Here is a 25,796-nt window from a genome sequence, read left to right on the forward strand (position 1 = left end):
CCCTGAGTAGCGGTCGGGTTTAGAGTCCGGGGTTGATGATATCGGTGTTGGCCAGATGTTGGGCATAAGCAGCTGGTGTCATGCCGCCGATCGCCTTCTTGGGTCGGTCCTCGTTGTATTCGCGTCGCCAGCATTCGATCTCGGTGCGCGCGTGCAGCAGTGTTGGGAACCAGTGCTCGTTGAGGCATTCGTCGCGTAGTCGGCCGTTGAACGATTCGACATAGGCGTTTTGATTTGGCTTGCCGGGTTGGATTAGCCGTAGTTGCACACCACGGGCATGTGCCCAGGCGACCATTGCCTTGCCGCAAAACTCCTTGCCGTTATCGGTGCGGATCACCTGCGGCAAACCGCGACTGTGCGCGAGCCGATCCAGCACGCGCGTCGCGCCATGGCCCGAGATTGCGCGCTCCACCTCGATGGCGACCGCTTCGTGCGTGGCGTCGTCCACGATCACCAGACACTTGATCACCCGGCCTTCGGCGGTGCGGTCGAACACGAAGTCCATCGACCACACCTGGTTGGCCTGGCCTGCGCTGGCCGCAGCAGCGGTTGACGCTCGCCCACCGCTACTTTTTTGCGCTTGCGGCGCCGGACCTGCAGCTGCTGCTCGCGGTACAACCGCTCCACCCGCTTGTAGTTCACGATGCGCCCTTCCTGTCGCAGTTTGAGATAGATCATGCCCACGCCATAACGGCGATGGCGATGCGCCAACGCCAGGATGCGCTCGCGTAATTCGACATTGCGGTCTTCGCGCGGGCAATAGCGCAGCGCACTGGCGCTCATGCCGATCGCCGCCAAGGCGCGGCGCTCGCTGGCGCCACACCCAATCCACTCGCGCAGCGCACCAGCGCACGACGCGCCGGTGCGCTCACCACTTTTTCGCAGCGCATCCTTGATCAGGTCGTTCTCGAATAGCTGCTCGGCCAGCAACTTCTTCAGCCGGCTGTTCTCGGCTTCCAGATCCTTGAGCCGTTTGGCATCGGGCACGCTCATCCCGCCGAACTTGCTGCGCCACAGGTAGTAGGAGGCCTCGCTGAAGCCATGGCGCCGGCACAGGTCCTTGATCGCCACGCCCGCTTCGGCTTCGCGCAGAAAGCCGATGACCTGCTCGTCGGTAAAACGCTTCTTCACGTCCAATCTCCTTGGGGGTAGGGAATTGGACTCCAAACTGGGGGGCTACTCAAAATCGGGGGGACGTCGGCGCCGCTCGAACTCTACAGGCGACAGGTCGCCAGTTGAACCATGACGGCGTTTTGGGTTGTAGAACATTTCGATGTAGTCGAACACCTCGGTGCGTGCGGCCTCTTTGGTGGAATAGATCCGCCGCCTGATCCGCTCGCGTTTGAGCAGGCCGAAGAAGCTCTCCACGGGTGCATTGTCGTGGCAGTTGCCACGCCGACTCATGCTGCACACCAAGCCATGGGACGCCAGGAAACTCTGCCAGTCATCGCTGGTGTAGACCGACCCTTGGTCCGAATGAACCAGGCAACCAGCGTTGGGTTTGCGCCGCCAGACCGCAGACAACAAGGCCTGCACGACCAACTCGGTATCGGCCCGATCGCGCATTGCCCAGCCGACGACCTGCCTGGAAAACAGATCGATCACAACAGCCAGATACATCCAGCCTTCCTGCGTGCGGATGAAGGTGAAATCGCTCGCCCAGGCCGTGTCCGGCTTCGTCACGTCGAACTGTCGGTCCAGCAGGTTGGCCGCTGCCTTGCACTGCATTCCTCCATGGAAGCGCGGTTTGCGACCATAGCCCACCTGGGCACGCAGTCCCTCGGTGCGCATCAGCCGATACACCCGATGGCGACTGCAACGTTCCCCCAGATCGCGCAGATCCTGGGCGATCTTGCGATGCCCATAGACGCTGCCGCTGGCCAGCCAGTGGTGCTTGATCAGTCCCAGCAAGCGCTCATCTTCCTTGGCGCGCTCACTGTCGGGCGAGCGTAACCAGGCGTCATAACCCGCCCGGTTGACGCGCAACACCCGACACATCGCGCACAGCCTGAATTCGCTGCGATGGGCCTGCATGAACGCGTACTTTGCCTTCACCCCTTGGCAAAGTACGCGGCGGCCTTTTTTAGGATGTCGCGCTCCTCGGTCACTCGACGCAACTCTGCCTTCAGACGCCGAACCTCGGCGCTCTGGTCCACCTCGGCGCGCTGCATCACGCCAGGCTTGCCGAACGCACGCAGCCAGGCGTACAGGCTATGTGTGGTGACACCCAGCCGCTCTGCGACTTCTGCCACCTTGAACCCACGATCGGTCACTTGTCGGACCGCTTCGATCTTGAACTCATCCGTATACCGCTTGCTGCTCATGGACACCTCCGAATCTGCCATTTTCCATGGCCTTGAGATGTCTACGGAACCCTGGGCGTATCATTACCCTCCCGCGCCTTCAGGACAGTCGCGTGGCGGGAAGGCAGCAACGCACCGTTGTCGGGACGTTTCGCCGCCGTACGCGTACGTGCAGCACAAGGTGATCGCTTGCGTCAGGAGGAATGGCTGTTGATCGAATGGCCCAAAGGCCAAGACAGGCCGACCCGATACTTTCTGTCCAACCTGCCGGCAAACACGCCGCGCAAGGATCTGGTAAGGACGGTCAAGGCGCGCTGGCGGATTGAACGCGATTATCAGGATCTGAAACAGGAATTTGGCCTGGATCACTACCAAGGCCGTGGCTGGCGGGGCTTCCATCATCACGCGAGGTTATGCATCGCTGCCTATGGGTACCTGGTTGCTGAACGCTTGCGCGGGGCGCATCAAAAAAAACCCTCGGAATGCGCGGAATCTCCCTTACCCGAGAATTACCGACCGCGCGGCAAGGCAATCGCGCGCCCAGCGCCACGCGAGCGACTCGATCGCGACGCTGCGCTGGACAATCGCCATGGACATCGCAGCGGCACTATTTGACGGGATGCCTCCGCATCTGCAGATTTAATGACACAGTAGGATTAGGGGCGTTAACCACATATAATGTCTGACGCGTCAGAGGACTAGGCTTGTTCTTGTTGCTCCTGCACCCAGTTTAGGACCGCATGCATTTCTTCTTGATCGTAATAGGACGGCGCGGAGCGCGGCTCAAATACCCCGTTAGCAATCGCGGCCTCAAAGTGATGGCGGGCGGCTTCGTAGTTCGGCACATGCAAACGTTTGATTAGCTCCAGAACCTCGCTCTCTTCTGAGAAGCGCTTATCATCTAGAAACGACAGAAACGTAATCAGGCCATTGGAACCTACAAAACTGGACAGCGGAAGGTCGGCAACGGTATATCGCTTGGCGGCAAACCACTGGTCCTCATCGTGATAGCACGCGTTCTTCCTGTCTGCGTTTGGGGATGCGTGCCGATGATGAACAAGGCGAAGATGGTGCGCACTCCGCTGAATGTTATCGGGTCCGTTTCGTCCATTTAGCCACTCTACCCAGCCGTCATCAACGCTGAGAATCGGCTTGCCGCACTGGTCACATGTCCACGGTGGATTGACTTCCATACTGCATCCTTGTCGTTAGTTGAGCGTCTACTTGTATTGTGTTGTATCGTAGTCGAAGGCCCGCGGCAAGTGGCGTCTGCGGCGTACGCACGCGCGTGGAAGCGCATGCCGCTTATGCAATTCCACACTTCTCCCTACATGAGTGGCAGCCAACCATGCCTTAAAAACGAAGCGCCCCCCAAGTGTCAATGGATCAGTGTTTTATGTTGTAGCGCGCTAAAACATACAACAAGCGCCATTCGCGGCCTGGTCGCGAACGTTGGACCCGTCTTTGGCGGTGCTTCAGGATAGTCATCCCAGGCAAGGCTTGCGTCTAACGCCGCTTTCGACGATGGCAGCCGAACGGTTCATTGACACTTTAGGGGCTACCTCGCCGCCGATTATCTATGGACCAACTCCCTTCTTGGCGTTCAACTTGTCGGTGATGCTGAATGGCTGCCGTCGCTGTCTTGGGGCACGCTAGTGGCACCAGCTTCATGTCAACCATTTCGGCCAATTATTGGAATGTTGCGCAGGCCGGCACTTCGTAAGCTTCGCAGTAGTTCAGTTGATAACGGAGGTTTACGGACATGGCGACGACAGACAGCAGCTACCCTGCCGAGTTGGCCGCACGGCTCGCTCTTGAGCAGCAGACCTCGCAGATCAAGCGCCGGGACTACCTGGCCGCTTTCATGGCGGCGCGCTCAGACGTTAAGAAAGCGATGGAGGCCGGCTACACGCTCAAGATCATCTGGGAGCACATGCGCGATATCGGGCGCATCCCTTTTCGATATGAGACGTTCCTGAAATACGTTCGCCAGCACATCACCAATGCGCCGCCTGGGTCCATGAGTCACGGCAGCGCGAAGTAAGGAAAGCCCCGTGTTCAATCGCTGCAAGTGCGTGGCTGAAACACTGCTATCGGTTGTTGGATCGCTGCAAACGGGCGGAAATGGGGCGTTTTTGTCGATCCTCGCGCTGCTGGTGCGCTGTTGCGAAACAACGGTGCGCTTACAGCGCGAAATTCGATGAGTCATACGAGGCAAAAACAACTCCGTAAGTCGGGCAGGATAGGTGAAGTAGGCCCACCGGCACGCGGGTGTTCCTACTTTACTGTCCCTTATTCGCACCTGCTGTGCTCAACGGAAATCCTGTTCTGCGAGGCCGGGCCGGCTACCGCCGAAGACTTGGAACGCAAGAGAGAAAGGCCGCAGCCGCCCTTGCCTTGATGATGGCATTTGTGCAATATTGAAGTCAATGAAGTCACATATGAGGTTCTGACTATGGCAATCTTGACAGTGCGGAATGTGCCCGACGAGGTGCATCGCGCTCTGCGCTTACGGGCCGCCGAGCATGGCCGCAGTACAGAGGCGGAGGTCCGCGAGATTCTGGAGAGTGCAGTTAAGTCAGAAAAGCGCGTCCGCATGGGCGACGCGTTGGCGGAGCTTGGCCGCCAAGTAGGGCTGACAAACGATGATTTCGCAGTGTTGGACCAGGTGCGCGACAAGGTGCCGGCAGAACCGATGAGGTTTGAATGATTGTCTTGGATACGAATGTCGTCTCCGAGGCGATGAAACCCGAACCCAACCCGGCCGTGCGAGCTTGGTTGAATGAGCAGGTAGCGGAAACCCTCTACCTGTCCAGCGTGACGCTTGCCGAACTGCTGTTCGGCATCGGCGCGCTGCCGAACGGGAAACGTAAAAAAGGCCTGGGCGAAGCCCTGGACGGATTGCTCGAACTGTTCAGCGAGCGGGTGCTGATGTTCGACACCGAAGCAGCTCGCAATTATGCCGAGCTGGCGGTGAAGGCCCGCACAGCCGGGAAGGGTTTTCCAACACCTGACGGATATATTGGGGCTATTGCGGCCTCCAAGGGATTTATCGTAGCAACACGCGACACCAGCCCTTTCGAAGCGGCCGGGCTTACTGTTATCAATCCTTGGAATAATCAGTAAATTAACTCACTACTTGACACCGTGATCTGATCAAAAAGGCCGGGCTTCGGTGTCGCCCAGGTCAATTACCGGTAGCTCCGTGGCGCAGCTGTGCGATGACCCCTTGAACAAGCGCGCTTGTTCAAGGATGCAGCCATTCATCGCGAGGTAATGACCATGAAGCAGCACGTTTTAGCGGCGGCAGCTTCAACTTCGTATCGCACCATCAACGGTTGTGAAGTGGTCCAGGCGACCTGGCCTGAGCGACTTCACCGCCAAGTGGAGTCGCTCAGGTCATCAGCCGTCTGGACCTGTCAGGACGATACCGTCTGCATGCGTTGTATAAAACCGGCATGTCGATGCGTGCCATCGCCAGTGCATTGGAGCGCGCGCCCAGCACGATCAGCCGCGAACTGCGCCGCAACCAGCACGCTCGGCAGTCTCGGCCAGATCACCCGTAGCGCATCTGTAGCGCATCTAGTGAGCGACGGCGCACCCAGGCCAGCCAGCGTCCACGCATCGACACTGAGCGCATCGCCCGGATCGAGGTCTTGCTTGGTAAGGACTTCAGTCCGTAACAGAATTTCCGGTCGCACCGGATCGGCCAGTCACGAATGAATCTATCGGCACATTGATGCCGACAACGTTAAGCAGTTCGCCGATCATCGGCTCATTGCTGCTTGCTTGCAGAGCGATTTCTATTTTGCAGATCCGTTCTGCGCATGGCAGCGTGGCAGCAACGAAAATGCCCCAGGATTGACCCGCCAGTACTTGCCACGACAGACCGATTTCAGCACCATCACCCACGCGCACCTGCGATGGATCGAACAGCGACTCTATACTCGGATTCAAAACGCTCCTCGACGTTTTCTCCGAGGAGATCCTCAACAGCGTTGCGAATTGGAATTGAATCCGCCATACATTTTCCGGCCACTGCGGCCAGTCAGCTGATGGCTGGCCTGCTGTATCTTAAGCATGCCTACGACTTGTTCGATGAAGCGGTCTGCGAACGGTGGCTGGAAAATCCGTACTGGCGAGGTCGTTTTCCAGACGCGTTTGTCGTGCGATCCGAGTTCGCTGACGCGTTGGCGGCATCGCTTGTGTGAGGTCGGGATGAAGAGCTGCTGGCGCACACGATCAATGCCGCCCATGCGATGAAGGCGGTGGATGCGCGTTAGGGAAGCTCTGAACAACGCCCCCAGATGCGCGACACTACACACCTACGTTGAGGAGTGATCCATGCAACTGACGTTTGGTGACGCCGAGGGCCTGGGTAAGCGCAAGCAGACCCGCCGGGAAATCTTCCTGGCCGAGATGGAGCAGGTCGTTCCGTGGCAGCGGTTGCTTGCGCTGATCGCACCGCACTATCCGGCGTCGGGACGGCCAGGTCGGCAGCCGTACGCACTGGCCACGATGTTGCGGATTCATCTACTGCAACAGTGGTACGCGCTGAGCGATCCGGCGATGGAAGAAGCGTTGCATGAGATCCCGAGCTTGCGGCGTTTTGCCCAGCTCGGTGGGTTGGACAACGTTCCTGACGAGACCACGATTCTCAATTTTCGTCGTTTGCTGGAGACCCATGGCCTGGCCGCGCGGATGCTGGAAGCGGTCAACGCGCATCTGGCGCGCAAGGGTCAAAGTCTGCGCTCGGGCACGATCGTCGATGCAACCCTGATCGCTGCGCCCAGTTCGACCAAGAACGCTGACCACGCGCGCGATCCTGAGATGCACCAGACCAAGAAAGGCAAGCAATATTACTTCGGGATGAAAGCGCACATTGGAGTAGACGATGTGTCCGGGTTGGTGCACCACGTGGAATGCACGGCGGCCAACGTTGCCGATATCACGCAGGCGCACAAGCTGCTGCATGGCAAGGAAGACACGCTCAGCGGGGATAGCGGTTACACGGGGCTGGACAAGCGCGCGGAGATGGCGCGCAAGCGCAAGTTGCGCTACCTGATTGCAGAGAAGCCGTCCAAGCTCAAGCAGATCAAGAACGCGCGCGAGTTGCAGTGGGCCCAGCGCTGGGAGCACACCAAGGCCAGCCTGCGGGCGAAGGTGGAACATCCATTTCGGGTGATCAAACGCCAGTTTGGTTACGTCAAGATCCGCTATCGCGGCCTAGCGAAGAATACCGCGCAGGTGCTGACGCTGTTTGCGCTATCCAATCTATGGATGGTGCGCCGGCAGTTATTGCCGGCCAAGGCATAATGCTGTCCGGCGGCAGCTGAAGCCGCCAGATAAGCGCAAAATCTCGTCTTACATACCCAATTTACGCGTTACTGGCGCTCTCTATGCTGATATTTTTAGGTGTTGAGAGTTGTTCAGACCTTCCTTAGGTCTCGCGCGTGATCGTAGGCACCACGGTGCAAGAAAAGGCGATCGCGTATCCAACGACAATCGTTTGCTTGAAGTGGCATCCAAAAAGCTGGTGCTGCTGGCCAAGCGCCATGGCATTAGCTCTACGACAGAGCTATGCACGCCAAGGGCCGGCGTTGAGCCGCAAGGCCGGGCGCTATGCCCATGTACGCCAGTTCAAGCCGGATGCGGCGCATCCTGCGACGTCAACGCACAGTGCTGGGGCGGGTCGTGCGCGACATCGAACGCAAGCTCGATCAGGTAGATACCGGCGTGCGCGAGCGTATCGCCGTCTGGTTGCCGTGAGGCCGATGGCGTGCAGGTGTTCATCGTGGCGAGGCCAAAGACCCTGACGCGACGGCAATGGCGCTGGATCAAACGACCTCAGGCAGTGAAACCGGCGATCGGACATCTGAAAGAAGACTGCCGGTTGCGTCGTTGCAGGCTCCAAGGCGCCCAAGTCTATGCGCTGCACGTGCTCGGCTGGGCCGCCGGCTACAACCTGCGTTGACTGATGCGCTGGAACGCGTTTTTGCCTGCCTGTATCCGGGCGATGCTATAGCCATTCTTGAGTGCCGTGCACTGATCACCGCTGACGATTGGTGCTTGAAGCGGGATTTTCAGGGACGACTCTTAACACTTTCTCGATTCCCATCAGCCCGGCAAAATCATCGCCAGCGCCACCCTGCGACCTTCGCTGGCCAGCACATTGTAGGTGCGCGCTGCGGCCGCGTTGGTCATCGCTTCCAGGCCGATGCCACGGGTGAGGCAGGCAGCCAACACATCCGCCGCCGGGAACTGCTGTCGCTCGCCGGTGCCGAGCAGGATCACCGCCGGAGTCAGCGCCAGTACCGCTTCCATATAGCCGACCTGGATCTGTTGCAGGCGTTGCACCGGCCAGCGCTCCACCAGCTCGTTCGGCATCAGGATGAAGCTTTGCTGCAGAATCTGATTGTTCACCTTGGCATGGCGGCCATCGGCCGCGCGAAGCGCATAGGTATAGTCGGGGTGTTGCTGGCTTAGCGGCATAACAAATCTCGTCGGGTCAGCCGCGCGGTAGCACGATCTGGCGCTTTTCCTTGCTGGGACGGTAGAGGATGGCGAGGTGACCAATCCGCTGCACCAGCGCGCCCCCGGTCTGCTCGATCAGCTCGGCAATTAGAGTATCGCGGGTTTCGCGATCCTCGGCAGCCACCTTCACCTTGACCAGTTCATGGCGCTCAAGCACTTCCTCGAGTTCGGCCAGAAATGCTGGCGTGACCCCTTTGCCGCCGGTCTGCAGCAGTGCTTTGAGATCGTGGGCCTGGCCGCGCAGGAAACGGTTCTGGGCGGAGGTGAGAACAATGGACATGCAGGATCGAACAGAAGCTAAAGGGTCTTCAGGGTATCATGGCGACCCGTTCGGACCTCTTCGCTAATGCCTTCCCGCAGTAAAAGCAGCCAGCGCTGGCTTAAGGAACACTTCGCCGACCCTTACGTAAAAAAGGCCCAGGCAGAAGGTATGCGCTCGCGTGCGGCCTACAAGCTGGAGGAATTGCTACAGCGCGACCGCCTACTCAAACCAGGCATGGTGGTAGTCGATCTGGGCGCGGCGCCGGGCGGCTGGTCCCAGCAGGTGCGCAAGTCCATGGGCGCCAGTGGCCGGGTGGTGGCGCTGGATATCCTGGATATGCCGGCCCTGGCAGGGGTGGAGTTCCTTCATGGCGACTTCAGGGAGCAAGCCGTTCTATCGCAATTCGACGCGATGTTGGGCGATGTGTCGGTGGACCTTGTTCTGTCCGATATGGCCCCCAATAAGAGTGGCATGGATGCGGTCGACCAACCGAGGATGATGCACTTGGCGGAACTGGCGATGGAATTTGCCGACAGCCACCTCAAACCGGGTGGGGCGTTCCTGATCAAGCTGTTCCAGGGTGTTGGGTCCGACGACTACATTCGCGAGCTTCGCTGCCGCTATAGCAAGGTGACGATTCGTAAGCCGGCGGCCTCGCGCAAGCGCTCCCCGGAAGTTTATGCACTCGGTCAGGGTAAGCGTGTCCAGATCAAGTAAGCTGCGCAAGACCGCCGTACTTTCAAAAATAGAAGAGTAGAGGGCACCGGAGCCAATGAGGATGAACGACTTGACCAAGAATTTGCTGCTGTGGGTGGTCGTCGCAGTTGTGCTGATGGTTGTCTTCCAGAGCTTTTCGCCGCGGATTGCAGGCGGCGTCGGCCCTGACTCGATCACTTACACCCAGTTCCTGAAGGAAGTGGACTCCGGGCGCGTTAAATCGGTGGATTACACCGACGAAACCAACCTGGCCGTCAACGCGATCCGCTTCAAGCGCACCGACGGCAGCGAAGGGGCCGTTTACGGTCCGCGCGACGACAAGCTGGTCGACGTGCTGTACAGCAAGAACATCGAAATGACTCGGCAGAAGCCCTCGACCGGCCCCGGTTTCTGGTCGTTGTTACTGAATTTTCTGCCGGTCATCCTGATCATTGGCTTCTGGCTGTTCATCATGCGCCAGATGCAGGGCGGTGGCGGCGGTGCCAAGGGCGCCATGAGCTTCGGCAAGTCGCGTGCCAAGCTGCAGGGCGAAGACCAGATCAAGATCACATTTGCCGACGTTGCCGGTTGCGACGAGGCCAAGGAAGAGGTGAGCGAGCTGGTCGACTTCCTGCGCGATCCGACCAAGTTCACCAAGCTGGGCGGAAAGATTCCGCGCGGTGTTTTGATGGTTGGCCCGCCGGGTACCGGCAAGACGCTGCTCGCCAAGGCAATTGCTGGCGAGGCCAAGGTGCCGTTCTTCAGTATCTCAGGCTCGGATTTTGTCGAAATGTTTGTCGGCGTCGGCGCCAGTCGTGTGCGCGACATGTTCGAGCAGGCCAAGAAGCACGCGCCGTGCATCATTTTCATCGACGAAATCGATGCGGTGGGCCGTCATCGTGGTGCCGGTCTCGGCGGTGGCCACGATGAACGCGAACAGACCTTGAACCAGTTGCTGGTTGAAATGGACGGCTTTGAAGGCGGCGAAGGCGTAATCGTGATCGCGGCGACCAACCGCCCCGACGTGCTGGACCCGGCGCTGCTGCGCCCGGGTCGGTTTGATCGTCAGGTTGTGGTTGGGCTGCCGGACGTCAAGGGTCGCGAGCAGATCCTGCGCGTGCACATGCGCAAGCTGCCGCTGGCCGACGATGTGGTACCGATGGTGATTGCACGTGGTACGCCGGGTTTTTCGGGAGCCGATCTGGCCAACCTGTGTAATGAGGCGGCATTGTTCGCGGCGCGTGGTAGTGAGAAGGAAGTCCGCATGGACCACTTCGACCGTGCCCGCGACAAGATCCTAATGGGTGCCGAGCGTCGCTCGATGGCCATGAGCGAGGACGAGAAGACCTTGACTGCGTATCACGAGGCAGGTCACGCAATCGTCGGTCGCCTAGTGCCGGAGCATGACCCGGTCTACAAGGTGACCATCATTCCGCGCGGCCGCGCGCTCGGCGTAACGATGTATCTGCCGGAAGGCGATCGTTATTCGATGAACCGCGTGGCGATCGAATCGCAGCTGTGCTCGCTGTACGGCGGTCGTGTTGCGGAAGAGCTGATCTTCGGCGGCGACAAGGTCACTACCGGTGCTTCCAACGACATAGAGCGTGCAACCAAGATGGCGCGCAACATGGTCACCAAGTGGGGCTTGTCCGACGAGCTCGGCCCGGTGGCGTATGGCGAGGAAGAGGATGAAGTATTCCTGGGTCGTTCGGTGACTCAGCACAAGAATGTCTCCGACGAAACCGCGCGCATGATCGACGAAGTGGTTCGGTCGATCCTCGACAAGGCGTACAGCAAGACCAAAACCATCCTCACCGAGAACCTGGACAAGCTGCACGCGATGTCGCAGCTGCTGTTGCAGTACGAGACCATTGACGTGCCGCAGATCGACGCCATCATGGAAGGCCGTGAGCCGCCGCCGCCGGCGGGTTGGACCAAGTCGGACAAGGACGGCGGTAACAACAACGACAAGGGTAGCCCGCGTCCGTTGCCGCCGATTGCAGGACCCGCCGAGCAGATCTAAGCCGAGCTCTCCGTCATCTGCAGAGGTATCCGTCGGGGCTAGGGAGCGATTCCTGGCCCCGATGCGTTGTAGGGCCGATTCAATTGCAGGGCTAAAGTCGATGATGGGCGGAACCGTGCGGTGCAGCTCCGTGGCGCGCAGCAAAAGGGTAGCGGTAGTCGACGTCCTCCGCGCTGATCCAGCGCTAGCGACCTAGCATCTTGAGAGCCAGACCTTACTACATCGTTGCGGGCAAGGATGCGAGGCGTTGCGGGCTGCGCGACAATGGCAGCCGCAACATCTCCTCCAACAATCTATTAGGCAAATCCGATGCCCGCGCTGCGTGATGCGTTGGCAGCCCATGTCGACACACATCGATGCGCAAGCCTCTGCCGCGCCTCCCTATCAACTTCAATACACCTAAGTCCAGGAGACACCACCGATGTTCGACACTGCTCTCAAGCTGGATTGCGCCGGTCGCAGCGTGCGACTGGATGCGCCACAGGTGATGGGCATCGTCAACGTCACGCCAGACTCGTTTTCCGATGGTGGCCAGCACGCGACGCGCAATGCGGCGATCGCTCATGGTTTGAAGCTAGTGGAGGAGGGCGCTGCCGTCCTGGATATCGGCGGCGAATCCACCCGCCCCGGCGCAACGCCGGTGTCGCTGGAAGAAGAACTACTGCGTGTGATTCCGGTGGTTGAAGCGCTAGCGCAACGGACTAGCGTTCCGATCAGCGTGGACACGTTCAAACCTGAAGTCATGCGCGCCGCGGTCGCTGCAGGCGCCGGCATGATCAACGACGTTTACGCACTGCGTGAGCCAGGTGCAATGGAGGCTGCGTGCGAGTTGCGTGTGCCGGTGGTGCTGATGCATGCACGCAGCGCGCCGCATGCCATGCAGGACGCGCTTTACTACGACGACGTGGTAGGCGAGGTGCATCGCTTTCTGGCCGAACGCATTTTCGCTGCTGAAATGGCTGGTATCGACAAGCGCCGGCTGATTTTGGACCCAGGTTTTGGCTTCGACAAGACCACTACCCACAACTTCACTGTACTTGCGCAGCTGCAGCGCCTGCAGGAATTCGGCTTGCCGGTATTGGCAGGCTTGTCGCGCAAGCGCAGCATCGGCGAACTGACCGGGCGCCAGATCGCGAGCGAACGCGTGCACGGCTCGGTGGCAGCGCATCTGATCGCTGCGCAGCAAGGCGCCTTGTTGCTGCGTGTGCACGATGTGGCTGCAACAGTGGATGCGTTGAAGGTCTGGAGCGCGGTGGCGGCGATTCCCGCGCCACGTGTCGGTGCGCCGGCCGCACCGATCACTCGCTGGCCGGCCGAGGACTGATGCCGGCCGACCGACGCCCGCTCGCGATCGCGCTGATGGGCCCAACTGCCAGCGGCAAGACCGCGTTGGCATTGAACATGGCAGAACGCTGGAACGGAGAGATCGTCAGCGTCGACTCGGCGCTGGTCTATCGCGGCCTGGAGATCGGTGCGGCCAAACCGGACGCTGCGATGCGCGCGGCGGTGCGGCATCACTTGATCGATCTGCGCGATCCCTGGCAGATCTATTCGGCTGCGGAATTCGCCACCGAGGCGCGGCAGGCGATCGAGCAGATCGTTGCGCGCGGCAAGCTGCCGATTCTGGTTGGCGGAACCGGGTTCTACTTCCGCGCCTTGCTGGACGGGCTGTCGCAACTGCCGGAAGCCGATCCGGCTGTGCGCGCGGCGATCGCTGCCGAAGCCGAACAGGTGGGTTGGGCTGCATTGCATACCCAGTTAGCGCAATTCGACTCGATCGCGGCTGCACGCATCCATGCCACCGACCCGCAGCGCATCCAGCGAGCGTTGGAGGTGTATCGCATCAGCGGGTGCCCGATCAGCTACTGGCAGGCGCTACCGCCCGGGCCGCGCCTGCCGGTGCGGGTGTTGAAGTTGGTGTTGGCCCCACGCGAGCGTGCGGTGTTGCATGCCCGCATCGCACACCGGCTGGACGCGATGCTGGCGCAGGATTTTCTTGCCGAAGTGCAACGTTTGCGAGAGCTGCCGCAGATGCGGGCGGTGCCCGCGCCGCTGGATCTGCCTGCGGTGCGCGCAGTCGGGTATCGCCAGGCCTGGGAGTATCTGGACGGGGCCGGCAGCTTGGCCGACTGCCGCGACAAGGCGGTGCAGGCGACTCGGCAATTGGCCAAGCGTCAACTGACCTGGCTGCGTGGCGAGCTTGACGCACGCTGGTTCGATCCGGAGAGTGACCGGCATCGATTGGAAAGCGCACTTGTCGGCTTCCTCGGTCATCGCCCCGGTGTGCGGTAGGCTTCAGGCGTGTAACATCCCGCTTCCGGGGCCGGCTGGGGATGGCAGGTGTCGACCGGGACAATAAGAACAATAATGGAAGAGGATTTTTCGATGGCTAAGGGGCAATCTCTACAGGACCCATTCCTCAATGCGCTGCGGCGCGAGCGGGTCCCGGTTTCTGTGTATCTGGTCAACGGCATCAAGCTGCAGGGCACGATCGAGTCGTTCGACCAATTCGTGGTCTTGTTGCGCAATACCGTCAGTCAGATGGTTTACAAGCACGCCATCTCCACGGTGGTGCCGGCGCGCAATGTGCGGGTGGGGCAAGGTGGCGGGTATGTGCAATCCAATGAAGGCACTCAGGCGGAAGATGACGACGTCGAGCAGTAACGGAGCAGTGCGTGTTTGATCGTTCCCGCAAGGGTGAGCACGCGTTGTTGATTCAGACCCACTCCGGTGGGCCTGCCGAAGAAGATGTGATGGACGAGTTCGCCGACCTTGCAAAGTCGGCGGGCGCCACGGTTGCGGCTACGCTCACTGCGCGCATCGACAAACCGAGCCCGTCGACCTTGATCGGCAGCGGCAAGCTGGAAGAGATCAAGGCGGCTGCCGAGGCTACCGGCGCGGATCTGGTGTTGGTCAACCACACCTTGTCACCGGGCCAGGAGCGCAATCTGGAGCGCTATCTGGAGCGGCGCGTGATCGACCGCACCGGGTTGATCCTGGACATCTTCGCGCAACGTGCGCGCAGCCACGAAGGCAAGCTGCAGGTCGAACTGGCGCAGTTGCGGCATATGGCCACGCGGCTGGTGCGCGGCTGGACCCACCTGGAGCGTCAGCGCGGCGGTGCGATCGGTCTGCGCGGCCCCGGCGAAACCCAGCTGGAAACCGACCGCCGCCTGCTGCAAAAGCGTGTGGAGCAGTTGCAGCAGCGGCTGGAAAAAGTCGAGGTGCAGCGTAGCCAGATGCGTCGCGCGCGTCTGCGCAGCGAGCTGCCGCGGATCGCGCTGGTTGGCTATACCAACGCCGGCAAGTCGACGCTGTTCAATGCGTTGACCGGTGCGCAGGCATATGTGGCCGATCAATTGTTCGCCACCCTGGACCCCACCGTGCGCCGCATCGCGTTGCCGGGCGGCAGCGCGATTCTTGCCGATACGGTCGGCTTCGTGCGCGACCTGCCGCACCAACTGGTCGCCGCGTTCCGTTCGACCTTGTCCGAAGCGCGTGACGCCGATCTGTTGTTGCACATCGTCGATGCGGCCGACCTGCTGCGCGAAGAACGCATCTTGCAGGTCGACGAGGTGTTGCAAGCCGTCGGTGCCGGCGATCTGCCGCAGCTGCTGGTGTTCAACAAGATTGACAAGATCGAGGGTGCCGAAGTGCGCCACGATGCGCAGGACGGCATCCCTGACCAGGCACGACGCGAACGCGTGTGGGTCTCCGCGCGCGACGGGCGTGGATTGGAAGAACTGCAAAATGCGCTCGGTCAGCGGCTGGATCTGCGTCATCTGACCGGAAAGCTGCGACTGCCGTCGTCGGCCGGTCGCCTGCGTTCCAAGCTGCATCAGCTGGCAGTGGTGCGCAACGAGCAGTCCGACGAGGACGGTTGGTTGCTGGATGTCGACCTACCGATGGTCGAGGCCGAAAGGCTTGCCGCAGGCGAAGACGGTGCGCCATTGCGCGCGATGCTGCCGGATCGTCGCGAAGACTGGGAGTCGTGATCGATGCTGCACAGTTGGGTTGGCCCAACTGTGCAGCCGGTTTGTCTGATCGGGAAGGCCGCACGTGCAGTGTCGCCGTGGCGATGTGCGACATTGCACATGTCGCGTTTTGCGTATTGCCCATGAACTTATCGCCGCAGACGCTGTGCGTGGCTTATCCAGGTGCAGCAGCGATGCAATTCCAATCGCGCATTGCAAGCAAGCCACTGGCGACCTATTCGCGGATTTGGACCAGGACACGACATTGGTTGGTTGCGCATCGCCTCCAAACCTGCCCCACGTTGCGGCCAACTGGAATGTGCGTTGACCGCAGACAGACGGGGTAAATTGGGCTAAAACGTCGGCTGCCCCTTTTGTTGCCGTGCCCAGGTCCATGTCCGCCGATTCCGAACTGCAGCAGTTAGCCGAAACCCTTGGTCAGCAATTGCTTGACGCGCGCGAGCGTTTGGTCACTGCCGAGAGCTGTACCGGTGGCTGGATCGCCAAGGCGATGACCGATGTCGCCGGCTCCTCGCACTGGTTCGACTGCGGCATGGCTGCCTACAGTTACGAGGCCAAGCAGGCATTGCTCGGGGTGCGGCCACAGACGCTGGAAGTGCACGGTGCGGTCAGCCGCGAAACCGTGATTGAAATGGTGTCCGGTGCGCTGGTCAATTCCGGCGCCAGCATCGCCGTAGCGGTGACTGGTATCGCCGGACCCGGTGGCGGCAGCGAAGACAAGCCGGTCGGCACGGTGTGGATCGGCTGGAAGCGTCGCGGCGGTTACGCCACTGCGCAAGTATTCCAGTTCAATGGCAATCGTGATGCGGTGCGTCGTCAGGCCGTTGTCGCGGCATTGCGTGGGCTGAGCGCACTGCTGTAAGTCACGCGGAAGAACAGCGTGTCGGCACTTGGTGTGCTGCGCAGAGCGTGACCTTTAAGAGCGGCTACAAGTCAGGTGGTTTCAATCTGATCGCGTGCAGTCATCCTACGGCTTGTCCAGCGGCGTACAAGGCATCTTGCCGGTGGACGACACTGCATTTGCTGGCGAGTTCGTCGACAGTGACGAGTTTGGCGCCAAGACCACCTGGCTCGGCGGCAATCTGCTGTTAAACGCGACACTGTTCTATCAGGATTTCAGCGATTTTCAGCTCAACAATTTCCTTGGCACGAGTTTTGTGGTGCGCGCCATTCCCACCGTGGTGTTGCGCGGAATCGATACGGAAATTCTGTGGCAACGCGCAGTGCCGGGCCTGATGTTGAAGGACGGGCTCAGCTATACCGACACCGCGTATGGCGATGGCCTATTACCGGATGCGGATCTGGCGCCGCTTCCTGGCAGCGGTTTGAGCTTTGCGCCGCGCTGGTCGGCCAATCTGTCGCTGACTTACGAACATGCGCTTGGCAACTGCGCTATTGAGGTGTTTGCACTGGACTGCGGTGCTGCATGTTCGACAGGCGGCTGTGCGGGCCCAACGCAACCTGCGCTAAGATTGGCTAACAAAACGGCTGCGCAGCCGCCAGGCGGGCGCGGGCCGCGCTCGGAATCGGCATATACCCCTCGTATACTGCGGTTCCTCCGCGCCGTCCGCACCCACCTGTCGACTGTTCGCTACGTTTTGTTAGTTAATCTAAGCGCGCAGCCGACGAGGGCGCGACAGCGGCGGGCAGATCGGTTACAAACTAAGGTCCCATTGCTGACCCGCGTGCCGATGCGTTCGCTTTCTGCTCCTGCCTCTTTTTTCTCGACACTGCATAACATCGCGCGGCGTGGTTTTACGCAGCGCCTGACGGTTCCGCAAGTGCAGGCGCTACGCTGATGTGGGAAGCACTTAGCACCGTTCGTGATCTCGGGCGTTTGCAGGAAATCGCCTCGGTCCTGATGCGTTACGGCTTTGGCGACGTAGTGCGCCGCATCGGGCTTGCCGATGTGCTCGAACGCGCCGGCAGGCTGTTGCATTGGCATAACGCCGAGGGCCGCCTGCGCATGTCCGCCGCGATGCGCGTGCGACGTGCCTTGGAAGAACTCGGACCGACCTTCGTCAAATTCGGGCAGGTGCTGGCCACACGCGTGGATCTGTTGGCACCGGAATGGATCCAAGAGTTGAGCGAGCTGCAGAACGCGGCGCCGGCGCTGCCTTTCGAGCAAATCCGTCCGCAACTTGTCGCAGCGCTGGGCATGGAGCCGGAAAGCGTGTTCGCACGCCTGGACGAGCAACCGCTGGCTGCCGCATCGCTGGCACAGACGCACCGCGCCTGGCTGGCCGATGGCACACCGGTGGTGTTGAAGATCCGTCGCCCCGGCATCGGCGATATCATCGATGCGGACCTGCGCCTGCTCGCGCGGCTCGCCGAAATCGTCGAAAACCGCGCGCCCGATTTGAAGCGGTATCGCCCTGCCGAAGTAGTGCAGCAATTCACCATCTCGCTGCGGCGCGAACTGGACTTCGCTGCCGAATGCCGCAATGCCGAACGTATCGCAGCCAACTTTGCGCATGATCCGCAGGTCGTGGTGCCGGACGTGTATTGGGAGTGGACGTGCGAATCGCTCAACGTGCAGGAGTTCATCGACGGCATTCCGGGGCGGGATCTGATCGCTGTCGATGCGGCCGGCCTGGACCGCAAGGCGCTCGCGCGCAGCGGTGCCGGCATCGTGCTGAAGATGGTGCTGCAGGACGGTTGCTTCCATGCCGATCCGCATCCGGGCAACATTTTCTATCTGCGCGACGGCCGCATCGCTCTCATCGATTTCGGCATGGTCGGGCGCGTCTCCGAGCAGCGCCGGTTCCAGGTCGCGCAACTGCTGCACGGCATGGTGAGCTACGACGCCGAAGCGGTGATCGACGTATTGCTGGAATGGGCCGGAACCAGCCTGGATATCGACGAATCGCGCTTGCAGCAGGACATCGGCGCGTTCGTCGATGAATATCGTGGCGTTCCGCTGAAGGAATTGCGCATCGGCGCAATGCTTGGCGATGTAACCTCCATCCTGCGCGATCATGGGCTGACGCTGCCGTCGGATCTGGCGCTGATGATCAAGGCCTTTCTCACGCTCGAAGGCATGGGGCGTCAGCTCGATCCGGATTTCGACATGGCTACCGAGGCGCGCCCGTATCTCGAACGCGTGGTGATGCAGCGCTATGCACCACGTGCGATGTTGCGACGTAGCCGTCGCACCGTGACCGGCGCGATCGATCTGATTGGCGATCTGCCCCGTGACCTAAAGCGGCTGCTGCAGGCCGCCCGTCGCGGCAAGCTGCAACTGCACGTCGAAACACGCGCGTTGCGTGAGTTCGGCGAGCAGGTCGACCGTGCTGCCAATCGGCTCACGATGGGCATCGTCACCGCCGCACTGGTGATCGGCTCGTCTATCGTCATGAACAGTGTCGGCGGCAGCGCCAGCCGCTGGTTACTCGCATTAGGTGTGAGCGGCTTCATCAGCGCGGCGCTCTGCGGTATCTGGATTTTGTTCTCGATCTGGCGCAGTCGGCGTTAGAGCGCTGCCAGGCTCCTGACACCCTCCGCCGCCGCTGCGGGCACGCAGCCACGGGGGTATTGTGCGGGCGGCAATTAGTAGTAATACTACTAACTATGGACCTGACCGAAACCCAGCAAGCTATCCTGGCCTTGATCGCCAAGCACATCGATGCAGACGGCGTTCCGCCTTCCCAGACTGAGATCGCGCGTGCATTTGGCTTCAAGGGCGTGCGCGCGGCACAGTACCATTTGGAGGCACTGGAGCAGGCCGGCGCAATTCGTCGTGTGCCTGGCCAAGCCCGTAGCATCCGTCTAGCCGGGCAGGGCGCGCAGTCGCGCACGCCGCCAGTGGGCGAGCCCTTCCGCGACAACGTTTTGCGTCTGCCGGTGCTGGGCCGCGTGGCGGCAGGTTTGCCGATCGGCGCCGATATCGGTTCGGATGACTTTGTGGTGCTGGATCGAGTGTTCTTCTCGCCGTCGCCGGACTATCTGCTCAAGGTGCAGGGCGATTCGATGCGCGACGAAGGCATCTTCGATGGCGACCTGATCGGTGTGCATCGCACCCGCGATGCGCGCTCGGGGCAGATCGTGGTGGCGCGGATCGATGAAGAGATCACGGTCAAATTGCTGAAGATCGGCAAGGATCGCATCCGGCTGCTGCCGCGCAATCCAGATTATGCACCGATCGAAGTGCTGCCGGACCAGGATTTCGCGATCGAGGGCCTGTATTGCGGACTGTTGAGGCCAAATCGCTGAGCACTGTGCCGATGGCTGTGCTGGCTTTTTCCCGATCCGGTACTGCAGGATTCCCGGCTGCCACCGTAGTTATCGCATCCCTAATCTAAGTGTGTCGCCTCCAGTCTCAGCTTGTGCGATACACAGCCGCTACATTAGCCCCATACCGAAGCCCCATAGCGAAATCACTGACAAGGATCACCCAGATGGATGAGAACAAGAAGCGCGCCCTTTCTGCTGCACTGAGCCAGATCGAAAAGCAATTCGGCAAGGGCTCGGTGATGCGCATGGGCGACCGCGTGATCGAGGCGGTCGAAGTTATTCCGACCGGCTCGCTGATGCTGGACATCGCACTGGGGATCGGTGGTCTGCCGAAGGGCCGCGTGGTTGAAATTTACGGCCCGGAATCCTCGGGCAAAACCACCCTGACCCTGCAGGCGATTGCCGAGTGCCAGAAAAAGGGCGGCACTGCGGCCTTCATCGACGCCGAGCACGCACTGGACCCGATCTATGCAGCCAAGCTGGGCGTCAACGTTGACGACCTGCTGCTGTCGCAACCGGATACCGGTGAGCAGGCGCTGGAAATCGCCGACATGCTGGTGCGTTCCAGCTCGGTGGACATTGTGGTGATCGACTCGGTTGCCGCACTGACCCCGAAGGCAGAAATCGAAGGCGAAATGGGCGACCAGCTGCCAGGTCTGCAGGCTCGTCTGATGAGCCAGGCGCTGCGTAAGCTGACCGGCAACATCAAGCGTTCCAACACGCTGGTGGTCTTCATCAACCAATTGCGCATGAAGATCGGTGTCATGATGCCGGGCCAGAGCCCGGAAGTGACCACTGGCGGCAATGCGCTGAAGTTCTACGCCTCGGTGCGTCTTGATATCCGTCGTATCGGCGCGATCAAGAAGGGCGACGAGATCATCGGCAACCAGACGAAGATCAAGGTAGTCAAGAACAAGCTGGCGCCCCCGTTCAAGCAGGTCGTGACCGAAATCCTCTACGGCGAGGGCATCAGCCGCGAAGGCGAGTTGATCGACATGGGCGTGGAAGCCAAATTGGTCGATAAGGCCGGCGCCTGGTACAGCTACGGCGAGGAGCGCATCGGGCAAGGTAAGGACAATGCCCGCACTTACCTGCGCGATAACCCGCAGGTTGCCGTCCGGCTGGAAGCCGAGCTGCGCGAGAAGTTCCAGCCTGCCGAAGCGCCGCGCGAAGCAGACGACGCCGAGAAAGAATAAGAGCAGCTAACAAAACCTAGCGAGCAGTCGTCAGGTGGGTGCGGACGGCGCGGAGGAACCAGAGTGTACGCGTGGTGCATGCCGATTCCGAGCACCGGCCGCGCCCGCCTGGCGGCGCAGTTGTTTTGTTGGCCGCTCTAAGTGTCGCCGAAGCGGCCGGTGCTCGGAAACGGCACCGCTGGTAACCAGGGGCCAGTGTCGGTCATGCACGGAAACCGTCATGTACACATGGTACTTGGCGGTTCAAAGCATCGCCTGCACCCGGCTGCTGGCTACGTAACAGTGGTATGCGGCAATTGTGATCATGCTGCAAGTTTTTCTATCGCGGGGACGGTGGAGTCAGTGCCGTTGCTCTTCGCGGTAGATCTATCGAAGGCCAGGAGGGCAGGTGCCACGGACGGCGCATTGATTTAGCAATTGATTTTGTCGATTCAGGACACCTCACGATGGACGAGCAAGAGCCCGCGCTAAAGCGGGGACGTGGTTTAAAGGAACAGACACCGGTCCAGCGCGCACTTGGTCTGCTGGTGCGTCGCGAGCATTCGCGCAAGGAATTGAATCGGAAGCTGATAGCACGGGGGATCGAGCCGGAAGCTGCGCAAGCCGCCGTCGATCGCCTTACAGGCGAAGGTTGGCAGGATGACACCCGGTTTGCGGCCGCTGTAGTGCGTAATCGTGCGGGCTTGGGCTACGGCCCCCTGCATATTCGTGCTGAACTCGGAACCCATGGCCTGGATAGCAATGCCATCAGTGCTGCTATGTCCACCTTTGAAGGCGATTGGACAGAGAATGCACGCGATCTGATCCTTAGTCGGTTCGGTGAGGAGGGGCCTGTTGATCTGCCGCAGCGGCGTAAGGCCGCCGATTTGCTGGCCCGGCGTGGTTTTGATTGCAATAGCATTCGCAGTGCCACGCGCTTCGACTTTGACGACTGAGGACGTCAGGGCTGCTACTCTTCGCGGTTTAAGGTTGTTCCGCTCATCTGCGCCCACATCTCATTGGGTGACCGGGACTGCCGCCCGCCTAATGCCAGCCCATGAACGCACCTGCCAAATTCAGCACTTCTCAGATCCGTCGTGACTTCCTTGCGTTCTTCGAGGGGAAGGGCCATACCATCGTGCCATCCGCGCCCCTGGTGCCGGGCAACGACCCGACCTTGCTGTTCACCAATTCCGGCATGGTCCAGTTCAAAGATATCTTTCTTGGCGCGGAAAAGCGCAGCTACGTGCGCGCCGCGGACGTGCAACGCTGCCTGCGTGCGGGCGGCAAGCACAACGATCTGGATTCGGTGGGCTATACCGCACGTCACCACACCTTCTTTGAAATGCTGGGCAATTGGTCGTTTGGCGACTATTTCAAGGAAGACGCCATCGCATGGGCATGGGAGCTGCTGACCCAGGTCTGGAAGCTGCCGGCCGACCGCTTGCTGGTCACGGTCTATCACACTGACGAAGAAGCCTTCGAACTGTGGCGCGACATGATCGGAATTCCGGAAAGTCGCATCGTACGCATCGGCGACAACAAGGGTGCGCCGTACGCATCGGACAATTTCTGGCAAATGGCCGACACCGGCCCGTGCGGCCCGTGCACTGAGATCTTCTTCGATCATGGCGATCACATCGCCGGTGGTCCGCCCGGTTCGCTGGACGAAGATGGCGATCGCTTTATCGAGATCTGGAATCTGGTCTTCATGCAGTTCGACCGCCGGCCCGATGGCACCTTGGTACCGCTGCCGGCCCCCTGCGTGGACACCGGCATGGGGCTGGAACGTCTAGCCGCGATCCTGCAGCACGTCCACACCAATTACGAAATCGACCTGTTCCAGGCGCTGATCGGTAATGCCGGCGCACTGACAGGCATCACCGACCTGGAGACCAAGTCGCTGCGGGTGATCGCCGATCATATCCGCGCGTGTTCGTTCCTCATCGTAGACGGAGTGCTGCCGTCCAATGAAGGTCGCGGCTACGTGCTTCGCCGGATCATCCGGCGTGCGCTGCGGCATGGCTGGATGCTGGGCGTACGCCAGCCGTTCTTCAGCAAGATGGTGCCGACCCTGGTCGAGCTCATGGGCGAAGCCTATCCGGAGCTGGCGGCGGCGCAGGAGACGGTTGCGCGTGCCTTGCTGGCCGAAGAGGAGCGCTTTGCCGAGACGCTGGACGCCGGCATGAAGATCTTCGACGACGTCGCTTCGCGCTCGCAGGACGTCATTCCCGGTGCCGATGCCTTCCGTCTCTACGACACTTACGGCTTCCCGGTCGATCTGACTGCCGATATCGCGCGCGAGCGCGGCATGCGCGTGGACATGGAGGGCTTCGAGTTCGCCATGGAGCGTCAGCGCGAGACCGCGCGTGCGGCAGGCAAGTTTGGCGGTGGCGTCGCATTGCCGGCCGATCTGGTCGCAACCATGTCGCCGACGGTGTTCCTCGGCTATGAATCGCACGATGCCGATGCGCTCAAAGTCGTCGCGTTGCTCAAGCATGGCCGTCCGGTCGGACGTGCAGAAGCGGGCGATGAGGTCATCGTGTTTACCGACCGCACGCCGTTCTACGCCGAGTCCGGTGGCCAGATCGGTGATAGTGGGCAGCTGAGCGGTACCGACGTCTCCATCGACATCGTCGACACACAGAAGTTCGCCGGGCAGTTCCACGGCCATATCGGACGCATCACCGAAGGCGCGCTTGCGCTGGGCGATGTGCTTGCAGGTGGCATCGACGTGCAGCGTCGCGGCAAGACCATCCTCAACCACTCGGCAACGCATCTCTTGCACGCCGCATTGCGCGAAGTGTTGGGAACCCATGTGCAGCAGAAAGGCTCGCTGGTTGCGCCTGATCGCCTGCGTTTCGACTTCTCCCACTTCCAGCCAATCACCGCTGAAGAGCTCGCTGTCATCGAGCGCAAAGTCAATGCCGAGGTGCGAACCAACCACTGCGTTGAAGTGCACAACATGGCCATGCAAGAAGCGCTGGACTTCGGTGCAATGGCTTTGTTCGGTGAAAAATATGGCGAGAACGTTCGCGTGCTCAAAATGGGCGGCTACTCAACCGAGCTCTGCGGTGGCACGCATGTCACTCGCACCGGCGACATCGGCTTGTTCAAGATCACCTCCGAAGGTGGAGTGTCCTCGGGTGTGCGCCGCATCGAAGCGGTTACTGGACAGGGTGCACTGGATTATGTGGCCAACGAAAAGCGCCGCTTGCTCGAGGTAGCCAGTCTGGTTGGCGGCAATACCTCCGAAGTGGTCGACAAGGTACGTGCACTCACCGAGCGTCAGAAGCGACTGGAGCGTGAGCTGGAATCGCTCAAGGCCAAGCTGGCTTACGGTGCGACAGCAGATCTGGGTTCCCGTGCAGTCGATGTGGCAGGCGTCAAGGTCGTCGCAGTGCGTCTGGAAGGCTTCGATGCCAAGGCGCTGCGCGATGCGATGGATCGTTTGAAGCAGCAATTGGGCGATTCGGTGATCGTGCTGGCGGGTGCCGCTGACGGCAAAATCGCCCTCGTCGCTGGTGTGAATGGCAGCCCAACTGGCAAGGTGAAGGCAGGGGAACTCCTCGGCCATATCGCCACTCAGATCGGGGGCAAGGGCGGTGGCCGTCCGGATCTCGCCCAGGGTGGTGGCGAGGACGGGCCCGCCCTTGCGACCGCACTCGACGGTGTGCCATCCTGGGTCAAGCAACACTTGGGCTGAACACTTAGCCTGCTATGCCTTGCTGGCTAGCGGGATCTCACGCTACTATTTTCTGTCTATTCCCTTTACCCAGGGCGCGTCTCATTCTAGGAGGCCGTCGATGCTGGTGGGAAATCCACCGGTTCAAGGAGATTTGCAAAATGTTGATCCTCACTCGCCGGGTATGCGAAACCTTGATGATCGGCGACTCGGTTACTGTTACCGTGCTCGGCGTCAAGGGTAATCAGGTGCGCATTGGTATCACCGCACCCAAGGATGTAGCTGTACACCGCGAAGAAATCTATCAGCGCATCCAGCGTGGGGATGAGCCGGTCGCCTCGGGCGCGCATCGTAGCGACGATTCTTCGAATTGATCCTTGCAAAGGGTTTACGTTAGCCCCTCTTACCCGGTATTCTTCGCGGCCTGCCACGGAAATCGCGGCAGGCAGCAAAAATTGGAGCGATGCCCGAGCGGCTGAAGGGGCTCCCCTGCTAAGGGAGTATAGGGTCAAAAGCTCTATCGAGGGTTCGAATCCCTCTCGCTCCGCCAGTGTTTCAAACGCCCGCAAATCAATGATTTGCGGGTGTTTTCATTTTGCTTGGGTCCTTTGTTAAGATATTTGAGCGCGGTACCAGCGCCTCTACAGCGACCAGAATCCGTTGTTTTGCAATAGCTAATTGAAGTGCGTGCCGGCATTGAGTCAAAACGCATCGATCAATGCTTCATCGATCCCCGCTTCCAAGTCATGGCTGGCAGGCCTCTCCTTTCTAAGGCGGGTCGTCTATTTGCCTGATGTTGTCGCATGCATGCGATGGCCATGTGGCGCCGCGCCTGTGTACATCGCGGCGCCTGCGAAAGTCATTGTCAAAATCTTTGAGAGACCTCGCTC

General features: G+C 60.5%; 21 protein-coding genes, 1 tRNA gene, 2 other RNA genes and 6 pseudogenes. 24 read left to right on the forward strand and 6 right to left on the reverse strand.

Features of this window, described 5'->3' with window-relative positions; translation table 11 throughout:
• Nucleotides 1-19 precede the first annotated feature (19 nt).
• A pseudogene (locus J5I97_RS07140) lies at nucleotides 20-1,131 on the reverse strand (IS3 family transposase).
• A gap of 45 nt (nucleotides 1,132-1,176) precedes the next feature.
• Nucleotides 1,177-2,324 (reverse strand): IS3 family transposase gene (locus J5I97_RS07145; RefSeq protein ID WP_430541824.1). Its coding sequence is split into 2 segments (ribosomal slippage): nucleotides 1,177-2,078 and nucleotides 2,078-2,324, totalling 1,149 coding nucleotides; the frame shifts between segments, so codons are not numbered across the junction.
• 51 nt (nucleotides 2,325-2,375) lie between these two features.
• Here J5I97_RS07145 and J5I97_RS07150 point away from each other — a divergent pair.
• A pseudogene (locus J5I97_RS07150) lies at nucleotides 2,376-2,918 on the forward strand (transposase); the annotation flags it as partial.
• Nucleotides 2,919-3,001: 83 nt separating this feature from the next.
• On the opposite strand, the gene J5I97_RS07155 reads toward J5I97_RS07150, so the two are convergent.
• Nucleotides 3,002-3,496, reverse strand: a complete 495-nt coding sequence (locus tag J5I97_RS07155; protein ID WP_208590579.1) for a hypothetical protein — start codon at nucleotides 3,494-3,496, stop codon at nucleotides 3,002-3,004.
• Between the two features lie 569 nt (nucleotides 3,497-4,065).
• Between J5I97_RS07155 and J5I97_RS07160 the strand changes: the two genes are divergently transcribed.
• The 7 genes and pseudogenes from J5I97_RS07160 to J5I97_RS07190 form a co-directional block, all read left to right on the forward strand.
• Nucleotides 4,066-4,347, forward strand: coding sequence for a TraK family protein (locus tag J5I97_RS07160; RefSeq protein ID WP_002805735.1), 282 nt, complete (start codon nucleotides 4,066-4,068; stop codon nucleotides 4,345-4,347).
• 411 nt (nucleotides 4,348-4,758) lie between these two features.
• Entirely contained in the window at nucleotides 4,759-5,013 is a 255-nt protein-coding gene (locus tag J5I97_RS07165; protein WP_208590581.1) for a FitA-like ribbon-helix-helix domain-containing protein, read from the forward strand.
• On the forward strand, nucleotides 5,010-5,429 hold the full coding sequence (locus J5I97_RS07170; RefSeq protein WP_208590583.1) for a type II toxin-antitoxin system VapC family toxin: 420 nt from the start codon (nucleotides 5,010-5,012) through the stop codon (nucleotides 5,427-5,429). The genes J5I97_RS07165 and J5I97_RS07170 overlap by 4 nt, the downstream gene beginning before the upstream one ends.
• 332 nt (nucleotides 5,430-5,761) lie before the next feature.
• Nucleotides 5,762-6,318 (forward strand): annotated as a pseudogene (locus tag J5I97_RS20520) (transposase).
• Nucleotides 6,319-6,352: 34 nt separating this feature from the next.
• Nucleotides 6,353-6,583, forward strand: a pseudogene (locus J5I97_RS07180) (transposase); the annotation flags it as partial.
• 64 nt (nucleotides 6,584-6,647) lie between these two features.
• The gene (locus J5I97_RS07185) at nucleotides 6,648-7,619 is read left to right on the forward strand and encodes an IS5 family transposase (protein ID WP_208590244.1); all 972 of its coding nucleotides are present in this window, start codon (nucleotides 6,648-6,650) and stop codon (nucleotides 7,617-7,619) included.
• Between the two features lie 128 nt (nucleotides 7,620-7,747).
• Nucleotides 7,748-8,274 (forward strand): annotated as a pseudogene (locus J5I97_RS07190) (IS5-like element IS1478 family transposase); the annotation flags it as partial.
• A 146-nt stretch (nucleotides 8,275-8,420) separates the two neighbouring features.
• On the opposite strand, the gene J5I97_RS07195 reads toward J5I97_RS07190, so the two are convergent.
• Both J5I97_RS07195 and yhbY read right to left on the reverse strand, forming a co-directional pair.
• Nucleotides 8,421-8,795, reverse strand: a complete 375-nt coding sequence (locus J5I97_RS07195) for an Mth938-like domain-containing protein (protein WP_208590590.1) — start codon at nucleotides 8,793-8,795, stop codon at nucleotides 8,421-8,423.
• Between the two features lie 16 nt (nucleotides 8,796-8,811).
• A complete protein-coding gene (yhbY, locus tag J5I97_RS07200) occupies nucleotides 8,812-9,117 on the reverse strand; it encodes a ribosome assembly RNA-binding protein YhbY (RefSeq protein ID WP_208590591.1) in 306 nt (101 codons plus the stop codon).
• Nucleotides 9,118-9,183: 66 nt separating this feature from the next.
• On the opposite strand from yhbY, the gene rlmE reads away from it, so the two are divergent.
• From rlmE to recA, 12 genes and pseudogenes are all read left to right on the forward strand, one after another.
• Nucleotides 9,184-9,816 carry a 23S rRNA (uridine(2552)-2'-O)-methyltransferase RlmE gene (rlmE, locus tag J5I97_RS07205; RefSeq protein WP_208590599.1) on the forward strand — a complete coding sequence of 211 codons (633 nt, stop codon included), beginning with the start codon at nucleotides 9,184-9,186 and terminating at the stop codon, nucleotides 9,814-9,816.
• 61 nt (nucleotides 9,817-9,877) lie between these two features.
• On the forward strand, nucleotides 9,878-11,818 hold the full coding sequence (gene ftsH, locus J5I97_RS07210) for an ATP-dependent zinc metalloprotease FtsH (protein WP_208590606.1): 1,941 nt from the start codon (nucleotides 9,878-9,880) through the stop codon (nucleotides 11,816-11,818).
• A gap of 421 nt (nucleotides 11,819-12,239) precedes the next feature.
• Complete coding sequence (gene folP, locus J5I97_RS07215) at nucleotides 12,240-13,142, forward strand: dihydropteroate synthase (RefSeq protein ID WP_208590608.1); 903 nt, start codon at nucleotides 12,240-12,242, stop codon at nucleotides 13,140-13,142.
• The gene (gene miaA, locus J5I97_RS07220; RefSeq protein WP_208590610.1) at nucleotides 13,142-14,110 is read left to right on the forward strand and encodes a tRNA (adenosine(37)-N6)-dimethylallyltransferase MiaA; all 969 of its coding nucleotides are present in this window, start codon (nucleotides 13,142-13,144) and stop codon (nucleotides 14,108-14,110) included. The genes folP and miaA overlap by 1 nt, the downstream gene beginning before the upstream one ends.
• Nucleotides 14,111-14,203: 93 nt before the next feature.
• A complete protein-coding gene (gene hfq / locus J5I97_RS07225) occupies nucleotides 14,204-14,482 on the forward strand; it encodes an RNA chaperone Hfq (RefSeq protein WP_208590619.1) in 279 nt (92 codons plus the stop codon).
• An 11-nt stretch (nucleotides 14,483-14,493) separates the two neighbouring features.
• Nucleotides 14,494-15,813: a ribosome rescue GTPase HflX gene (gene hflX, locus J5I97_RS07230; RefSeq protein WP_208590631.1), complete on the forward strand. Its 1,320-nt coding sequence runs from the start codon at nucleotides 14,494-14,496 to the stop codon at nucleotides 15,811-15,813.
• A 373-nt stretch (nucleotides 15,814-16,186) separates the two neighbouring features.
• Nucleotides 16,187-16,675 (forward strand): CinA family protein, encoded by a 489-nt coding sequence (locus tag J5I97_RS07235; protein WP_208590633.1) that lies wholly within the window; start codon nucleotides 16,187-16,189, stop codon nucleotides 16,673-16,675.
• A gap of 142 nt (nucleotides 16,676-16,817) precedes the next feature.
• Nucleotides 16,818-17,132: pseudogene (locus J5I97_RS07240) on the forward strand (TonB-dependent receptor domain-containing protein); the annotation flags it as partial.
• A 212-nt stretch (nucleotides 17,133-17,344) separates the two neighbouring features.
• A non-coding RNA gene (locus J5I97_RS07245) (sX9 sRNA) lies at nucleotides 17,345-17,420 on the forward strand.
• A gap of 191 nt (nucleotides 17,421-17,611) precedes the next feature.
• Nucleotides 17,612-19,288, forward strand: coding sequence for a 2-polyprenylphenol 6-hydroxylase (gene ubiB, locus J5I97_RS07250; protein WP_208590638.1), 1,677 nt, complete (start codon nucleotides 17,612-17,614; stop codon nucleotides 19,286-19,288).
• Between the two features lie 95 nt (nucleotides 19,289-19,383).
• Nucleotides 19,384-20,025 carry a transcriptional repressor LexA gene (lexA, locus tag J5I97_RS07255; RefSeq protein ID WP_208590639.1) on the forward strand — a complete coding sequence of 214 codons (642 nt, stop codon included), beginning with the start codon at nucleotides 19,384-19,386 and terminating at the stop codon, nucleotides 20,023-20,025.
• Between the two features lie 185 nt (nucleotides 20,026-20,210).
• On the forward strand, nucleotides 20,211-21,242 hold the full coding sequence (gene recA / locus J5I97_RS07260) for a recombinase RecA (RefSeq protein ID WP_002813818.1): 1,032 nt from the start codon (nucleotides 20,211-20,213) through the stop codon (nucleotides 21,240-21,242).
• 4 nt (nucleotides 21,243-21,246) lie between these two features.
• Here recA and J5I97_RS07265 read toward each other — a convergent pair.
• Nucleotides 21,247-21,322: non-coding RNA, sX9 sRNA (locus J5I97_RS07265), on the reverse strand.
• Between the two features lie 366 nt (nucleotides 21,323-21,688).
• On the opposite strand from J5I97_RS07265, the gene recX reads away from it, so the two are divergent.
• From recX to J5I97_RS07285, 4 genes are all read left to right on the forward strand, one after another.
• A complete protein-coding gene (gene recX, locus J5I97_RS07270; RefSeq protein WP_208590640.1) occupies nucleotides 21,689-22,177 on the forward strand; it encodes a recombination regulator RecX in 489 nt (162 codons plus the stop codon).
• Between the two features lie 101 nt (nucleotides 22,178-22,278).
• Complete coding sequence (gene alaS / locus J5I97_RS07275; RefSeq protein ID WP_208590647.1) at nucleotides 22,279-24,927, forward strand: alanine--tRNA ligase; 2,649 nt, start codon at nucleotides 22,279-22,281, stop codon at nucleotides 24,925-24,927.
• A gap of 140 nt (nucleotides 24,928-25,067) precedes the next feature.
• Entirely contained in the window at nucleotides 25,068-25,280 is a 213-nt protein-coding gene (gene csrA, locus J5I97_RS07280) for a carbon storage regulator CsrA (protein WP_002813814.1), read from the forward strand.
• 83 nt (nucleotides 25,281-25,363) lie between these two features.
• A tRNA-Ser gene (locus J5I97_RS07285) sits at nucleotides 25,364-25,456 on the forward strand.
• Nucleotides 25,457-25,796 lie beyond the last annotated feature (340 nt).

It is taken from the genome of Xanthomonas fragariae (assembly GCF_017603965.1).
In the GTDB taxonomy this organism is placed as follows: domain Bacteria; phylum Pseudomonadota; class Gammaproteobacteria; order Xanthomonadales; family Xanthomonadaceae; genus Xanthomonas; species Xanthomonas fragariae_A.

What these genes read in the sequence shown, in the direction of transcription:
- J5I97_RS07155 (WP_208590579.1), bottom strand. Translation starts at nt 3,496, where the DNA reads ATGGAAGTCAATCCACCGTGGACATGTGACCAGTGCGGCAAGCCGATT.
- J5I97_RS07160 (WP_002805735.1), top strand. Translation starts at nt 4,066, where the DNA reads ATGGCGACGACAGACAGCAGCTACCCTGCCGAGTTGGCCGCACGGCTC.
- J5I97_RS07165 (WP_208590581.1), top strand. Translation starts at nt 4,759, where the DNA reads ATGGCAATCTTGACAGTGCGGAATGTGCCCGACGAGGTGCATCGCGCT.
- J5I97_RS07170 (WP_208590583.1), top strand. Translation starts at nt 5,010, where the DNA reads ATGATTGTCTTGGATACGAATGTCGTCTCCGAGGCGATGAAACCCGAA.
- J5I97_RS07185 (WP_208590244.1), top strand. Translation starts at nt 6,648, where the DNA reads ATGCAACTGACGTTTGGTGACGCCGAGGGCCTGGGTAAGCGCAAGCAG.
- J5I97_RS07195 (WP_208590590.1), bottom strand. Translation starts at nt 8,795, where the DNA reads ATGCCGCTAAGCCAGCAACACCCCGACTATACCTATGCGCTTCGCGCG.
- yhbY (WP_208590591.1), bottom strand. Translation starts at nt 9,117, where the DNA reads ATGTCCATTGTTCTCACCTCCGCCCAGAACCGTTTCCTGCGCGGCCAG.
- rlmE (WP_208590599.1), top strand. Translation starts at nt 9,184, where the DNA reads ATGCCTTCCCGCAGTAAAAGCAGCCAGCGCTGGCTTAAGGAACACTTC.
- ftsH (WP_208590606.1), top strand. Translation starts at nt 9,878, where the DNA reads ATGAACGACTTGACCAAGAATTTGCTGCTGTGGGTGGTCGTCGCAGTT.
- folP (WP_208590608.1), top strand. Translation starts at nt 12,240, where the DNA reads ATGTTCGACACTGCTCTCAAGCTGGATTGCGCCGGTCGCAGCGTGCGA.
- miaA (WP_208590610.1), top strand. Translation starts at nt 13,142, where the DNA reads ATGCCGGCCGACCGACGCCCGCTCGCGATCGCGCTGATGGGCCCAACT.
- hfq (WP_208590619.1), top strand. Translation starts at nt 14,204, where the DNA reads ATGGCTAAGGGGCAATCTCTACAGGACCCATTCCTCAATGCGCTGCGG.
- J5I97_RS07235 (WP_208590633.1), top strand. Translation starts at nt 16,187, where the DNA reads ATGTCCGCCGATTCCGAACTGCAGCAGTTAGCCGAAACCCTTGGTCAG.
- ubiB (WP_208590638.1), top strand. Translation starts at nt 17,612, where the DNA reads ATGTGGGAAGCACTTAGCACCGTTCGTGATCTCGGGCGTTTGCAGGAA.
- lexA (WP_208590639.1), top strand. Translation starts at nt 19,384, where the DNA reads ATGGACCTGACCGAAACCCAGCAAGCTATCCTGGCCTTGATCGCCAAG.
- recA (WP_002813818.1), top strand. Translation starts at nt 20,211, where the DNA reads ATGGATGAGAACAAGAAGCGCGCCCTTTCTGCTGCACTGAGCCAGATC.
- recX (WP_208590640.1), top strand. Translation starts at nt 21,689, where the DNA reads ATGGACGAGCAAGAGCCCGCGCTAAAGCGGGGACGTGGTTTAAAGGAA.
- alaS (WP_208590647.1), top strand. Translation starts at nt 22,279, where the DNA reads ATGAACGCACCTGCCAAATTCAGCACTTCTCAGATCCGTCGTGACTTC.
- csrA (WP_002813814.1), top strand. Translation starts at nt 25,068, where the DNA reads ATGTTGATCCTCACTCGCCGGGTATGCGAAACCTTGATGATCGGCGAC.